The organism is Actinomadura sp. CNU-125 (genome assembly GCF_001942465.1).
Classification (GTDB): Bacteria; Actinomycetota; Actinomycetes; order Streptosporangiales; family Streptosporangiaceae; genus Spirillospora.
Genome location: NZ_MKJY01000222.1, coordinates 21,998 through 35,047 on the forward strand (window position 1 = coordinate 21,998; position 13,050 = coordinate 35,047).

Here is a 13,050-nt window from a genome sequence, read left to right on the forward strand (position 1 = left end):
ATATTTTGTCCGGAGCAGCGGAGGACGATTCGCTCGAGGTCGTCGAGATCTGCGCAGGCGCCGGCGGGCAGTCACTCGGCCTGGAGCGCGCCGGCTTCCGCCACCGCCTCGCGGTTGAACTGGACGGACATGCAGCCCGGACACTCCGCCACAATCTCGTGAAAGTTTTGGGATACAAGGAGAAAGAAGCTGAGGACGCCGTCCGCATCGGAGACGTAGCCGATCCCGAGGTCTGGAACCCCGACGAGCATCAAAACGTGGACCTGCTGGCCGGTGGCGTCCCTTGCCCTCCATTTAGCATCGCCGGAAAGCAACTTGGCGCCAGCGACGAACGCGACCTGTTCGCATGGGCGGTCGAATTGTGCGGCAAAATAAAGCCTAAGGCACTCCTGCTGGAGAATGTCAAAGGCTTGAGCGGGAACCGCTTCATAGCTTACCGGCAGCACGTACTCGATCGCCTTCAGGAATACGGCTACATAGCCGAGTGGCGGCTACTCCAAGCCGACCAGTTCGGGGTCTCCCAACTCCGTCCTCGCTTCGTGCTGATCGCGCTTCAGCATGAGTACGCCGAGTACTTTCACTGGCCGGAGCCGCACAGCAATCCCCCTGAAAGCGTCGGTGAACTGCTTCGCGATCTCATGGCAAAAGGAACCTGGAGCAAGAAGAAACTCGATGCCTGGGTTATGCAGGCCAACAGTATCGCACCCACCATCGTGGGGGGGTCGAAGAAGCACGGTGGCGCCGATCTAGGCCCAACACGCGCTAAAGCGGCTTGGGAAGCCATGGGCATCGACGGCAAGGGGGTGTCGGATGGTCCTCCCGGACCGAAGAATCCCAGGGCTACGGGCGCCAAGCACCCGATGCTGACTAATGAAATGGTTGCCCGCATCCAGGGCTGGCACGGCGAAGAATTCGCTGATTGGGAGTTCCTCGGGGGCAAGACCGCCCAGTACCGCCAAATTGGCAATGCCTTTCCCCCACCGGTCGCCAAGGCGCTCGGCATCGCCATCAAGTGCGCTCTCCGCAAGGAGGGTGATCCACACCCGCTCATCGAGACGTCGAAGGTGACCCTCGATCCGGTTTACAAAATCCTTCGGGACCGGAAGCGCCCAATAACGATAGAGCAGCTAGTTGTGAAGCTTGCAGCCAACGGGACACCCTTGGAACAACCGGAGGTAGAACGCCGCCTCGTCCACCTCGGACACGATTTCGAGCTGATCAAAAAGCAGCGCTCAAACGGCGAGACAACTTTCCTCCTAGGAGCATTCAAAGCATTCCTAGGCCAGGAGGATCACCAGCGCCACGAATTGTTTGCCCAGCACCGCGCAAGGATCAGCTAAAGGTCGGGCAGCCGGAAGGAGTCTCCCTTTCCGCGCTACCCAACCACCTCGTTCGGCGGTCAACGACCTTCCCGTGATCACGCTGCGACCAGTACTCGTCCACCCAGCGATGAATGGCCCCTTGACTTCAGTAGGGAAAATGGAGAGCCATGGGTGGACACGGGTATCCTTAAGCCTTTGCAGCAGACCGGCGAACGCTTCGCCCGTCACCACAAGCCATGGGGCGTCCGGAGCTTGGAGTCTCTGATCGCGATGCCGGGCTTAAGGTCGCCAGTTCGATGCACATCTCGTCGTTGGCGCTGCCGCTGCAGGAGCTCCTGCGCCAGGTCATTGCGGCATGTTCAAGGCGTCGAGTTTCGCCGCTCGGAGGACCTTGGTGAAGGCTTTGTGGCTCATCAGTAGGCGGTCTCCATCTGGGTCGTTGGAGTCTCTGACGCCGACACCACCGGAGAGATCGGCTACCTCGACACAGGCCTCGTCGTTGATCGCACCGCTGTGGGAGCTCTTGCGCCAGTGGGTCACTTCGTTGCCTCCAACTCACCGATGCGCGCCCGCGTGGCGTCCTCGGACAGCGCCTTGAACCCGATTCGTTCGTAATCTACGGCAATTTCGGTTATCTCCGTTGGTCCCTCGATCAGGCGGCCGCCTCGGCGAGCGCCGACGTAACCGATCTGCCGGTCACGCACGGTGATAAGCCGAAAGGGGCCGTCCAGGCCCAAATGTGCGCCGGCCGACTTGGGGATGATGCGCACTGAGATGTGTGGGAGGACTCCGACCTCGAGCAGGTAGCGGAGCTGCGAGCGCATGGCCTCGCGACCACCGATTTCAGAGGTGATCGAGTCCTCGTCCATCAGGATCCAGACGTATGGCGGCGAGGGGCGGGTGAGGATCGCGTCCTGCCGGGCCATCCGCGATTGGATCGCCAGCTCGACGTCCTTGGCGTCACTCTCCGCAAGCAACGCCCGCATGTATCCCTCGGTCTGGAGCGGCGGAGGGATGATCTGGCCTTGATAGATCCTGATCACGCTTGCGGCGGCCTCGTGCTGGCTGTACGAGCGTAGCCAGTCTGGGTCATGAGCCGTCTCGGCGAAGAAGAGCAGTGTCTGGAAGTGGCCACCCGTCTTCCAGAGCTCGTCGAGGATCTTGGCTTGCTTCATGTCGATACGCGCGCGACCAGCTTCGATGTTCGCAACGTGCGACCGTACGCAGCCAATGATCTTTCCTAGCTGCTCTCCCGTCAGTCCATGTCTCTGACGGTAAAGCCGCAGGTCATGGGCCAGCCATGCATATAGCGACGACCGTGGATCGAGATCATCTGCTGTAGACACGTGAACCCCTTTGTTTGAGGCTTCTGCGAATACAAGATGAACTTTAACCGGCCTACCGATCCTTGACGTGCAAACACAAAAACAAGTCGAGAGGATCGACGCGAGCCGTGATCGGTACACCGGATTGTCTGATTATGTCCATGCTTGCCTCGAAAGCGGCGCCGGGTTTGGCGCGTACGCTGACGAAGGCTCGACTGCATAAATGGAACTGCGCACACATATCGGACGACGCGCTTATGATCGCGTCCGAACTCGTGACCAACGCCATCACAGCGACGCCTGCGGGGGGCGAGATCCGCTTCCAGGTCAGCCGGGACTGTGGTGGGGTACTCATCGCGGTCTGGGACAACGCTCCGGGGACGCCGCAGGCCCGTCCAGTCGTCGAACTCACTCCAGAAGCGCTCGACCTGGCCGAGGAGCGGTGGGACAACAACGGCGGGTGGGGCCTGCCGATCGTCGCCACGCTCGCCGCAGAGTGCGGGTACTGCCCCGACTCCGTAAGGGGCAAATGGGCCTGGGCACGTCTCAAGCCCTGATGTACCTTCACTCCGCACTTGGGTCATGTGGCCGGTGTCGGACGTTCGGGGGCGGCCATGCGCTCTCGGTACAACGCTATGTGCGTGGGCCGACGAGTTCATGGCGGCCCTTTTCGAGGTGGGGTGGTGCTCGTGTCGGAACCTGAGGTTGAGGACGGCGGCGTCCAGGCGGAGAGCGAGGCGTCCTGGTTGGGGCGGGGGGTTGCTCTCTTCACTCCAGTGTTCGCCGTGTTCGCCGGGTGGCTGGCGGGGGTGGTGGCCCAGTTGGTTCCCGGGGCTCATCTCGATGAGGCGCAGGTGACCACGTTCATGGTCGCTGCCACTACGGCGGCGCTGGGGACCGGGTGGAAGTGGCTTCAGGGGTGGCAGCAGCATGAGCGGTTCGTGGCCGAGGGGAAGGCCGCCCCTGTGAAGCGTCCGAAGTCGCCGAAGTAGCCGCTCCGGGGCGGGCCTTGCATCGCCGCTACGTCCGTCTGCAGGTGGTTACGTCCAGCGGAAGGTTTTGTGGCTGCTGCTCCTGCTATGGCTGTTGTGCCGACTAGGGCGATTAGGGCGCCGACGTGGGCGCTGCGGCGACCGGGCCCGGTGGAACCGCCCGGCCGACCGGGCGTGGGGTGGTGGTCGTTTGGTCTTCCAGAGGGCCTCCAGGGGCGGTCCCTAGCGTCTGGAGTGGAACCCGCGTACGTCCTTTCGCGGGGCCGCGCGGTGTGACGTGCGGTCGGGCCGGGGCGGCGAATGAGAAAGGCGAGGATGCCGATGACCTCCAGCACCCCGACCCCCTACCCCTTCGAGTGGACCCCGCTGATGGAGGTCCCCGGACGGCTCCGCGGCCTGCACGAGCGGGCCCGGGTCGACGTGCGGCTCCCGAGCGGCGACACCGCCGTGCTGGTGACGCGCTACGCCGACGTCCGGAAGCTGCTGTCCGACGCTCGGCTGAGCAAGAACCTCGTCCGTCCGGGCGTGGCGCGTATCTCCAAGGACAACGACATCTTCGTCGACCCGGAGTTCGACAACGACCCGCCGCACCACACGGCGCGGCGGAGGCTGGTGACACGGGCGTTCACCGCGCGCCGGATCGAGCTGCTGTGCCCGTTCGCGCAGTCGGTCACCGACGAACTGCTGGACGCGATGGCGTCCGGGCCGAAGCCGGCCGATCTGAACGAGGCGCTGGCGTTCCCGTTGCCCATCCTGGTGATCTGCAAGCTGCTCGGTGTGCCGGCCGACGACCGGGAGCGGTTCCGCGGGCTGGTGGACGGCTTCCTGTCGGTGACCAAGCTGCCGCCGGAGGAGGTCGGCGAGTGCCGCAGGGGCCTGTGGACGTACCTGGGCGACCTGATCGAGGCCAAGCGCGCGAACCCGGGCGAGGACTTGATCAGCAGCCTGATCAAGGTGCGGGACGAGGACGACGGCCGGTTGTCGGAGCACGAGCTGCACGTGTGGACGCAGAGCCTGCTGATCGCCGGATACGCCACCACCGCCTGCCAGATCGGGACCGGCACGGCGGTGCTGCTGCACCGGAGCGACCTGTTCGAGCAGGTGCGCGACGACCTGTCGCTGGTCGAGTCGACGGTGGAGGAGCTGCTGCGGACGCAGCTCATCGGGTCCTCCGTCGGGACGCTGCGGTACGCGCTGGAGGACATCGAGCTGTCCGACGGGTCGGTGCTCGCGGCCGGGACGAGCGTGCTGCTGTCGAAGGAGAGCGCCAACACCGACCCGGCCGTGTTCGACGACCCGTTCACGGTCGACATCCGGCGCACGGAGAACCACCACATGACGTTCGGCGCGGGCATCCACTACTGCGTGGGGGCCGCGCTGGCGCGGATGGAGTTGCAGGTGGCCACGGAGACGCTGCTGCGCAGGTTCCCCGGGATCCGGCTGGCCGTCCCCGCGGCGGAGCTGCGTCGGGGGCTCGGCGGATTCATGGAGGGGTTCAGCGAGGTGCCCGTCACCTGGTGATCTGATCTGGCCGGGCGTCTTCGTAGGCGCTGCGGTGCGGGCCTTGCATCGCCGTTGCGTCCGTCTGTGGGTTCGTTATGTCCAGCGGAAGGTTTTTGTGGCTGCTGCTCCCGCTATGACTGTTGTGGCGGCTAGGGCTATCAGGGCGCCGGTTGGTGGGCTTTCTCCTGTCCAGGTTGCGGATAGGGCTTCCAGGGAGGCGCCGTAGGGGAGGTGGGTGCCTATGGCGGCCAGCCAGTTGGGGAGGTTTTCGGCGGGGCCGAAGCCGCCGCCGGTGGCCATGGTGGCGAAGAAGAGGAGCAGGCCGATCGCTACGGCGGCGTTGGGGGTCGGGGCCAGGGCGGCTACGAGGAGGCCGACGGCGAACACTGCGGCTGTTGCCAGGGCGAACACTGCGATGGCTGCCAGTGGCGCGCGGGGCGGGGCTGCGTTGAAGGCGAAGCGGGCCACCAGGAGGGCCAGGGTTACGCCTAGGAGGGTGTGGGCCAGGGCTACGGCCGCTTGGGCGGCTAGGACGGCGAGCGGGTTCGCGGGGGTTACTGAGAGGCGGCGGAGGATGCCGGTTTTCCGGTAGGCCGCCAGGAAGGACGGCATGTTCACTATGCCGATCAGGGCCGTGATCATGGTGAGGGTCAGGGGTAGGACGTAGGCGTCGAAGGTTGTCAGGCCCTTGAAGGCGGGTGTCGGTTCGGACGAGCCGAGGCCGTTCATCACCATGATGAGGCTCGGGAGGGCCAGGGGGACGATCAGGCCTGCGGTGTCTCGGGCCACGAGTTTGGCCTCGGTCCAGGTGAGCAGGGCGTATGCGCGGGGGGTCACTCGAACCTCCGGCCGGTGAAGGCGAGGAAGGCGTCTTCGAGGGTCGCTGTTTCCTGGCGTGTTTCCGTGGCGGTGATGTCGTTTTCGAGGAGTGTCGCGGTGACCGTGTGGAGCAGATTGCCGGTGCCGGTGATTATCGTTTCTGTGTTGGTTGTGGTTATGTCTTGGATCTGCTGGTTGTTTTTGAAGATTGCCAGGTCTAGGGGTTTTTGGGTTTTCAGGTGGACGCGCTGTGGTGCGTCCACGCGGGCGATGAGGCCTTCGGGGGTGTCCAGGGCGGCCAGGCGTCCGCGGTCGATGATGGCGACTCGGTCGCAGAGGCGTTGGGCCTCTTCCATGAAGTGGGAGACGAGGAGGATCGTCACTCCGGTGTCGCGGATCTGGGTGATGAGGTCCCACGTGTCGCGGCGGGCCTGAGGGTCGAGGCCGGTTGTGAGCTCGTCCAGGATCGCTATGCGGGGCTTGCCGATGAGGGCGAGGGCGATGGAGAGGCGTTGGGCTTCGCCGCCCGAGAGGGCGCCGTACGGGCTGTCCCGAAGGCTCGTCAGGTTCAGGTCGGCCATGAGTCTGGCCGGGTCTGCGGCTTTTGAGTAGAAGGATTGGTAGAGGGTCAACGCTTCGCCGACCTTGAGCGCGTCGGGGAGGACGCTGTTCTGGAGCTGGACTCCGACGGTCCGGCGAAGGCGGGCGCGGTCGCGGACGGGGTCGAGGTTCAGGACGCGGATGCGGCCGGCGTCCGGACGGCGCAGGCCCGCGATGCACTCGACGGTGGTCGTCTTGCCCGCGCCGTTCCGGCCCAGGATGCCGAAGATCTCGCCGGGTTCGACGGTGAAGCCGATGTCGTCGACGGCGAGCACGTCGCCGTATCGCTTGGTCAGGGATTCGACTTCGATCATGGTTCGGACGGTAGGCGGCGCGGCCCGTCCTGTCGGGTGCCTGCGGTCACGTGACTTCTGGCACGGGTGACCTGCGGCGATTGCCCGTACTCTTCCGTTATGGCCGACTCGCGTCTGGAACGGTGGGGCACGGCGTGCTTGCTGGGCGTCTGCCTCGTCATCGCGTGCCCGGTCGCGCTGACGCAGTTGGGCGGGGAGCGTCCCACGGTCGGGCCGGTCTGGCTTTGGTGGGTTTGTTACGGCCTGTTTCTCGCGGCGATGTTCGCGATGTTCGTCGCGGAACGTCCGGGGCCGCTGCTCGCCGCGGTCGCGGTCACGGCCGCAGGAGCGGTGCTGCTCGCGCCCCAGGTCGCGTGGACGGCGATCGTGCTCGTCTTCGTCACCGCCATCGCCACGCATCTCGCCACGAAACGGACGGTCGCGCTGCTGCTGGTCGCCAACAGCGGGGTCGTGGGGGTCGCGGCCGTCCTGCGGGACGGCTCGTTGGTGGACGTCACGCTGTCCGCGGCGATCTACGGGATGCTGCAGGGCTCGGCCGTCTGGGGCGTGCTGAGCGAGCGGCGGAACGCCGAGACGGGCGAGCGGCTCGCGGTCGCGAACGCCGAGCTGCGGGCGGCGACGGAGCTGCTGGCGGAGTCGAGCCGGTCCGGGGAGCGGCTCCGGATCGCGCGGGAGCTGCACGACCTGGTCGGGCACCAGCTCACCGCGCTGGTGCTGGAGCTGGAGGTCGCCGCGCACAAGGGCGACGGGCCCGAGAAGGTCCATGTCGAACGGGCGCGGGGGCTCGCGCGGGAGCTGCTGGGCGACGTCCGGACGGCGGTCGGGGAGCTGCGGGGACGGTCGGTGCCGCTCGAACGGGCGTTGCAGGCGATCGTGGTGGATCTGCCGCGTCCGAGGGTTCATCTGCGCGTGGACGACGTGCGTCCGGACGAGGCGTGCGCGGGGGCGTTGATCCGGTGCGTGCAGGAGGTCGTGACGAACGCGATCCGGCACGCGGGCGCCGAGAACCTGTGGGTGGACGTCATGCGGGAGGGCGACGGGGTGGTGCTGAGCGCGCGGGACGACGGGTGCGGGACGTCCGTGCTGCGGCTCGGCAACGGGCTCGCGGGCATGCGGGAGCGGGTGGGGCAGCTCGGCGGGGAGGTCTCGTTCGACACCCGGGACGGGTTCGGCGTGCGGGTGCGGGTGCCGTCGTGAGCGGGGCGCGGCGGACGATCCGGGTGTGCGTGGTCGACGACCAGACGCTCGTGCGGCAGGGCATCCGGCATCTGCTGGAGCTGTCGGAGGAGGTGACGGTCGCGGCGGAGGCGGCGGACGGGGACGAGGCCCTGCGGGTGGTCGAGGAGGTGGCACCGGACGTCCTGCTGCTGGATCTGCGGATGCCCGGACGGGACGGGATCGCGACGCTGACGGCGCTGCGGGAGCGGGGCAACGGGGTGCCGACGCTGGTGCTGACGACGTTCGACGACGACGAGCTGGTGCTGCGGGCGCTGCGGGCCGGGGCGGACGGGTACCTGCTGAAGGACGTGACGCTGCAGGAGGTCGTCGGGGCGATCCGGACGCTCGCGGACGGCGGTTCGCTGGTGCGGCCGGCGTTGACCGAGCGGCTGCTGCGGGCGGTGCCGCGGCTGCCGGAGCCGATCGACGATCTGCCGCCGCCGCAGCCGCTGACGGAGCGGGAGCTGGAGATCCTGCGGCTGCTGGCGGGCGGGTACGCGAACCGGGAGATCGCCGACGCGCTGCGTCTGGCGGAGGGCACGGTGAAGAACCACGTGTCGAGCCTGCTGGCGAAGCTGGGGGTGCGGGACCGGACGCGGGCGGTGCTGCGGGCCCTGCAGCACGGCCTGCTGACACCCTGAATGGATCTTCAACGGTCGCTGCAAAATGGCCGATTGGTCATATCGGGAATCATTGGAACGGTCCTTTGGTACTCCCAGATTTTCCGGACAATGTGAGAGTTACATACCTCTGGCCGCCGGTTCCCTGCGCAACTCCCATCTCCTGTGAGAAGCTCCCTTGGTCGTCGCGGACAATGGAGATCTTGTGCTGGACAGAATGCAGACGGGGCCGACCGCGCTGCGCATGCAGATCGGCGCGCGGCTGCGGCGGTTGCGGGAGCGCAACGGCATCGGATGCGCGGAGGCGGGCCGGGCCATCCGCTGTTCGGCGTCCAAGATCAGCAGGCTGGAGCTGGGCCGGCACCGGTTCAAGGAACGGGACGTGCTCGACCTGCTCGACCTCTACGGCGTGGACGATCCGGCGGAGCGGGAGTCGCTGGTCGAGCTCGTCCGGGAGGCGAAACGGCCCGGCTGGTGGAATTCCTACGGCGACGTGGTGCCGGGCTGGTTCGAGCAGTTCCTCGGGCTGGAGCAGTCGGCGACGACGATCCGCAACTACGAGGTGCAGTACGTCCCGGGGCTGCTGCAGACGCGCGAGTACGCGCGCGCGGTCATCGGCCTCGAACACCACGACGCCCATCACGACGGGCTCGACCGGCGCCTCACCGTCCGGATGAGCCGGCAGGCGATCCTGCACCGTCCGGTCGGCGCGGCGACGCTGTGGGCGATCATCGACGAGGCGGCGCTGCGCCGTCCGATCGGCGGGCCCGCGACGATGCGCGGCCAGCTCGCGCACCTGATCGACGTCGCCGAGCACATGCACAACGTGAACGTCCAGGTCCTGCCGTTCTTCGGGCGGGCGGCCCACTGCGCTCGGGCGGGCCGATCACGATCATGCGGTTCGCGCAGTACGACCTCGACGACGCGGTCTACCTCGAACAGCTCACCGGGGCGCGGTATCCCGAGGGGGACGAGGCGTCCCGCTACCAGGAGATCATGGACCTGCTGGCCATCCGGGCGGCCCGGCCGGCCCGGACGGTCGACTTCCTGCGGGAGCTGCTGAAGGAGTTCTGAACTCCCCCGCCGGAGGGAGACGGCCTCGGCCGTCGGCGGGAGGGTTCGCCGGGATTGCGCCGCTAATGTCGCCCGCATGGATTCCGCCGCTACGGTCCTGGCGTTCGCCGCCGGGACGCTGATCAACACACTGGCGCTGGCCTACGGCGCGCGGCGGCTGCTGAACATGCGGTTCTCGCTGTTCCGGACGGTCGTGGCGGGCGCCGCCGGGCAGGCGGTGGCGAGCCCGGTCGCGGCCGCGCTGTTCGCCGGGATCGACCCCGCGCGGAACGTGACGGCGGCGCTGTGGTTCGTGGTCCTCGGCTCCGCGTGCGCGGTCCTGGTCGCGATGACCGTTCTGGTGCTGTGGGAGGCGTTCGTCCCGACCGGGTCGGTGCCGTCCCCGCTGTACTGGTTCGGCAGCGTCCGGTCGCGGCTCTCGCGGGGGCGGCGGTACCGGCAGATCTCGTTCATCTTCCTCCGCCACGGCCTCGGCCCCTACCTGCGCGGACGCGCGAAGCGCGGGCCGGGCACCGAGGACGAGCGGGTGCGGCTCGCCCGCTCGCTGACGCGGGCCCTCGAACAGGGCGGCGTCGCGTTCGTCAAGCTCGGGCAGGTGCTGTCGACGCGCCGGGACGTGCTGCCGCCGGAGTTCGTCGCCGAACTCGGACGGCTGCAGGACCGTGCGGCGCCCGTCCCGTGGGAGCACATCGAACGGGTCGTCCGGGACGAGCTGGGCGGCGCCCGAGGAGGTGTTCGCGGAGTTCGACCGGACGCCGCTGGCGGCCGCGTCGGTCGCGCAGGTGCACACGGCGCGGCTGCGGTCGGGCGAGGACGTCGTGGTGAAGGTCCAGCGGCCCGGGATCCGGACGGTCGTGGAGCGCGACCTCGACATCGTCGGGCGGCTCGCGCGGACGCTGCACCAGCGGGCCGGGTGGGCGCGGGCGTCGGCGTCGTCGACCTCGCCGCCGGGTTCGCGGACGCGCTGCGCGAGGAGCTCGACTTCCGCGTCGAGGCGCGCAACATGGCGTCCGTCGCGGCGGCGCGCAGCTCGGACGTCCTGATCCCGCGGCCGTTCGACGACCTGTGCACGGGCCGGATCCTGGTGATGGAGCGGCTCGCGGGGACGGCACTGAACAAGGCGGGGCCGCTGATCGACGAGCGCGGCATGGACCGGTCGAAGCTCGCGCAGGCGCTGCTGGACACGGTGCTGCGGCAGATCGTCGTGGACGGCACGTTCCACGCCGATCCGCATCCCGGGAACATCCTGCTGCTCGACGACGGACGGCTCGGCCTGATCGACTTCGGGTCGGTCGGCCGGCTCGACGCCGAGCTGCGGGCCTGCCTGCAGCGGCTGCTGCTCGCGATGAACCGCGGGGACACGGTGGGCGTCACCGACGCGTTCCTCGAAATGGTCGCGCGTCCGGACGAACTGGACGAGCAGGGCCTCGCGCGGGCGCTCGGCGCGTTCATGACCCGGCACCTCGGGCCGGGCAGCGCCCCCGACATGACGATGTTCACCGAGCTGTTCCGGCTGGTCGCGCGGTACGAGCTGGCGGTGCCGCCGGAGATCGCGGCGGTGTTCCGGGCGCTGGCGACGCTGGAGGGCGGGCTCACGGAGCTGGCGCCCGGGTTCGGCATCGTGACGGAGGCGCAGTCGTTCGGCGAGACGTACCTGCGGGAACGGCTGCGGCCGTCGTCGCTGCAGGAGGCGGTGTCCGACGAGGTCATGGCGATGCTGCCGATGCTGCGGCGGCTTCCGCGCAGGCTCGACCGCATCACCGCGGCGGCCGAGGCCGGGCGGCTGACGCTGAACGTGCGGCTGTTCGGCGACGAGCGCGACCGCCGCACCGTCACCGGCCTGCTCCAGCAGGTGCTGCTGACGATCCTCGCGTCGACCGCGGGGATCATGGCGGTGATGCTGCTCGGGCTGAAGGGCGGCCCGGCGATGGGCGCGGTCGTCTCCCTGTACCAGTTCCTCGGTTACTGCATGCTCGTGGTGTGCTCCGTCCTGGCGCTGCGGGTACTGGTGGTCATCTTCCGGAGGTGACGCATCCGGCCGCGCGACGGGTCGCGCGACGGGCCGCGCGGCCCGCGCCGTCCGGTGGGGGCGGCGAGGATCGCGGGGACGAGGAGGAACGCGGCCCCGGCCGTCGCCATCAGCCGCCCCGTCGCCGCGACCAGCACCGGCACGGCGGGCTGCGCGACGCCCCACGACGACCCGAAGAACGCGAACCAGCGCGGACGTTCGCGTTCCGGCGCGTCCTCGGCGACGACCGCCTGCCAGCGCCCCTGCAGGACGCTGTCGACGACGGCCCACGCCACGTACGCGGCGACGAGCAGCGGGACCGCGCGTCCGGTGGCCATCGCGAACGCGAGGACGCCGAGGACCGCGGTGCCCACCGCGAGGACCCGCCCGTGCGCGAACCCGTCGAGCCTGCGCCGGCCGAGCCGTCCGGTCAGCGGGGCCAGGACGGCGGCGCAGGTCAGCGCCACGCCGGGCAGCCACTCGGGCGCCCCGCGCTGCAGGAGGACGAACGGCATGAACATGAGCACGGCCAGGTAGCCGCACGCGAACGCCGTCCCCGCGAGGGTGAGCCGTACGAGCGTCCCGGACGGTCGCCAGCGCGCGCTTTGGACGACGCCACGCCGGACGGGCTCGCGCTCCAGGTACACGTACGCGACGCCCGCCGCGACCAGGCACGTCCCCGCGTCGACGGCCGCGAGCCAGCGCGCGCCGAGCGGCAGCAGGACCGCGGCGATCAGTCCGGCGACGGCCCCCGCCGCGACCAGCGACGTGCCGAGCAGCCCGTAGACGTCGCCGCGCCGCTCCTCCCCGGTCAGCCGGGCGAGCGACTCCTGGGTGGCGGGCTCGTACAGCTCGAACGCGAGCCCGGCGAGCGCGACCGCGCCCAGCACCAGGACCGGCCCGTGCGCCGCCGCGAGCAGCAGGAGGGCCGCGCCCGTCGCCGCCAGGCCCCCGACGATCAGGGTGCGCGGCGGCAGCCGGTCGAGCAGGACCCCGCCCAGCCACCGGGAGGCGAGGGCGGCGACGCCGAAGACCGCGAGCGCCTCCGTCGCCAGGCCCGGCCCGGCGATGACCGCGAGGAACGGCATCACGTAGGCGCCGAGCTGGTTCAGGACGCGCACACCGACGAGCGCCCGCACCGGGCGCGGCAGTTCTCTCCACACCCGCGAACCCTACGGATCGCCACCGACAGAATTCGCTGCGTCGTCGCCGCAGGCAGACGAAGATCTTCGAACACATGTTCGCCACCAGCGGG

Annotated in this window: 14 protein-coding genes and 2 pseudogenes; 10 read left to right on the forward strand and 6 right to left on the reverse strand. The window is 68.8% G+C overall.

Annotated elements, in window-relative coordinates:
- Positions 1-5 precede the first annotated feature (5 nt).
- Entirely contained in the window at positions 6-1,340 is a 1,335-nt protein-coding gene (locus BJF79_RS24440) for a DNA cytosine methyltransferase (RefSeq protein ID WP_075900768.1), read from the forward strand.
- 327 nt (positions 1,341-1,667) lie between these two features.
- Here the strand turns inward: BJF79_RS24440 and BJF79_RS24445 are convergent, their stop codons facing one another.
- Entirely contained in the window at positions 1,668-1,862 is a 195-nt protein-coding gene (locus tag BJF79_RS24445) for a DUF397 domain-containing protein (protein ID WP_075900770.1), read from the reverse strand.
- Positions 1,859-2,668, reverse strand: a complete 810-nt coding sequence (locus tag BJF79_RS24450; protein ID WP_143220137.1) for a helix-turn-helix transcriptional regulator — start codon at positions 2,666-2,668, stop codon at positions 1,859-1,861. Before BJF79_RS24450 ends, BJF79_RS24445 begins: the two co-directional genes overlap by 4 nt.
- Before the next feature lie 140 nt (positions 2,669-2,808).
- On the opposite strand from BJF79_RS24450, the gene BJF79_RS24455 reads away from it, so the two are divergent.
- The 3 genes from BJF79_RS24455 to BJF79_RS24465 all read left to right on the forward strand — a co-directional run bounded on the left by BJF79_RS24455 (position 2,809) and on the right by BJF79_RS24465 (position 5,160).
- Complete coding sequence (locus BJF79_RS24455; RefSeq protein ID WP_262402538.1) at positions 2,809-3,204, forward strand: ATP-binding protein; 396 nt, start codon at positions 2,809-2,811, stop codon at positions 3,202-3,204.
- Positions 3,205-3,330: 126 nt separating this feature from the next.
- Entirely contained in the window at positions 3,331-3,639 is a 309-nt protein-coding gene (locus BJF79_RS24460) for a hypothetical protein (protein ID WP_143220139.1), read from the forward strand.
- A gap of 321 nt (positions 3,640-3,960) precedes the next feature.
- Entirely contained in the window at positions 3,961-5,160 is a 1,200-nt protein-coding gene (locus BJF79_RS24465) for a cytochrome P450 (protein ID WP_075900778.1), read from the forward strand.
- A gap of 75 nt (positions 5,161-5,235) precedes the next feature.
- On the opposite strand, the gene BJF79_RS24470 is transcribed toward BJF79_RS24465, so the two are convergent.
- Together BJF79_RS24470 and BJF79_RS24475 are read right to left on the reverse strand one after the other, a co-directional pair.
- Complete coding sequence (locus tag BJF79_RS24470; RefSeq protein ID WP_075900780.1) at positions 5,236-5,979, reverse strand: ABC transporter permease; 744 nt, start codon at positions 5,977-5,979, stop codon at positions 5,236-5,238.
- The gene (locus tag BJF79_RS24475) at positions 5,976-6,875 is read right to left on the reverse strand and encodes an ABC transporter ATP-binding protein (protein ID WP_075900782.1); all 900 of its coding nucleotides are present in this window, start codon (positions 6,873-6,875) and stop codon (positions 5,976-5,978) included. The genes BJF79_RS24470 and BJF79_RS24475 overlap by 4 nt, the downstream gene beginning before the upstream one ends.
- Before the next feature lie 99 nt (positions 6,876-6,974).
- Here BJF79_RS24475 and BJF79_RS24480 point away from each other — a divergent pair, with 99 nt between their 5' ends.
- The 4 genes and pseudogenes from BJF79_RS24480 (at position 6,975) to BJF79_RS65785 (ending at position 9,787) form a co-directional block, all read left to right on the forward strand.
- A complete protein-coding gene (locus BJF79_RS24480; protein ID WP_075900784.1) occupies positions 6,975-8,072 on the forward strand; it encodes a sensor histidine kinase in 1,098 nt (365 codons plus the stop codon).
- Positions 8,069-8,734, forward strand: a complete 666-nt coding sequence (locus BJF79_RS24485; RefSeq protein WP_262402508.1) for a response regulator — start codon at positions 8,069-8,071, stop codon at positions 8,732-8,734. Before BJF79_RS24480 ends, BJF79_RS24485 begins: the two co-directional genes overlap by 4 nt.
- 223 nt (positions 8,735-8,957) lie before the next feature.
- Positions 8,958-9,506: pseudogene (locus BJF79_RS24490) on the forward strand (helix-turn-helix domain-containing protein); the annotation flags it as partial.
- Positions 9,507-9,607: 101 nt separating this feature from the next.
- Complete coding sequence (locus BJF79_RS65785) at positions 9,608-9,787, forward strand: hypothetical protein (RefSeq protein ID WP_316043428.1); 180 nt, start codon at positions 9,608-9,610, stop codon at positions 9,785-9,787.
- 141 nt (positions 9,788-9,928) lie between these two features.
- Here the strand turns inward: BJF79_RS65785 and BJF79_RS61365 are convergent, their stop codons facing one another.
- Entirely contained in the window at positions 9,929-10,240 is a 312-nt protein-coding gene (locus BJF79_RS61365; protein ID WP_262402509.1) for a hypothetical protein, read from the reverse strand.
- 278 nt (positions 10,241-10,518) lie between these two features.
- On the opposite strand from BJF79_RS61365, the pseudogene BJF79_RS61370 reads away from it, so the two are divergent.
- Positions 10,519-10,632, forward strand: a pseudogene (locus BJF79_RS61370) (AarF/UbiB family protein); the annotation flags it as partial.
- 68 nt (positions 10,633-10,700) lie between these two features.
- On the forward strand, positions 10,701-11,816 hold the full coding sequence (locus BJF79_RS61375) for an ABC1 kinase family protein (RefSeq protein ID WP_262402510.1): 1,116 nt from the start codon (positions 10,701-10,703) through the stop codon (positions 11,814-11,816).
- On the opposite strand, the gene BJF79_RS24500 is transcribed toward BJF79_RS61375, so the two are convergent.
- On the reverse strand, positions 11,750-12,958 hold the full coding sequence (locus tag BJF79_RS24500; protein WP_143220140.1) for an MFS transporter: 1,209 nt from the start codon (positions 12,956-12,958) through the stop codon (positions 11,750-11,752). The genes BJF79_RS61375 and BJF79_RS24500 overlap by 67 nt on opposite strands.
- Positions 12,959-13,050 lie beyond the last annotated feature (92 nt).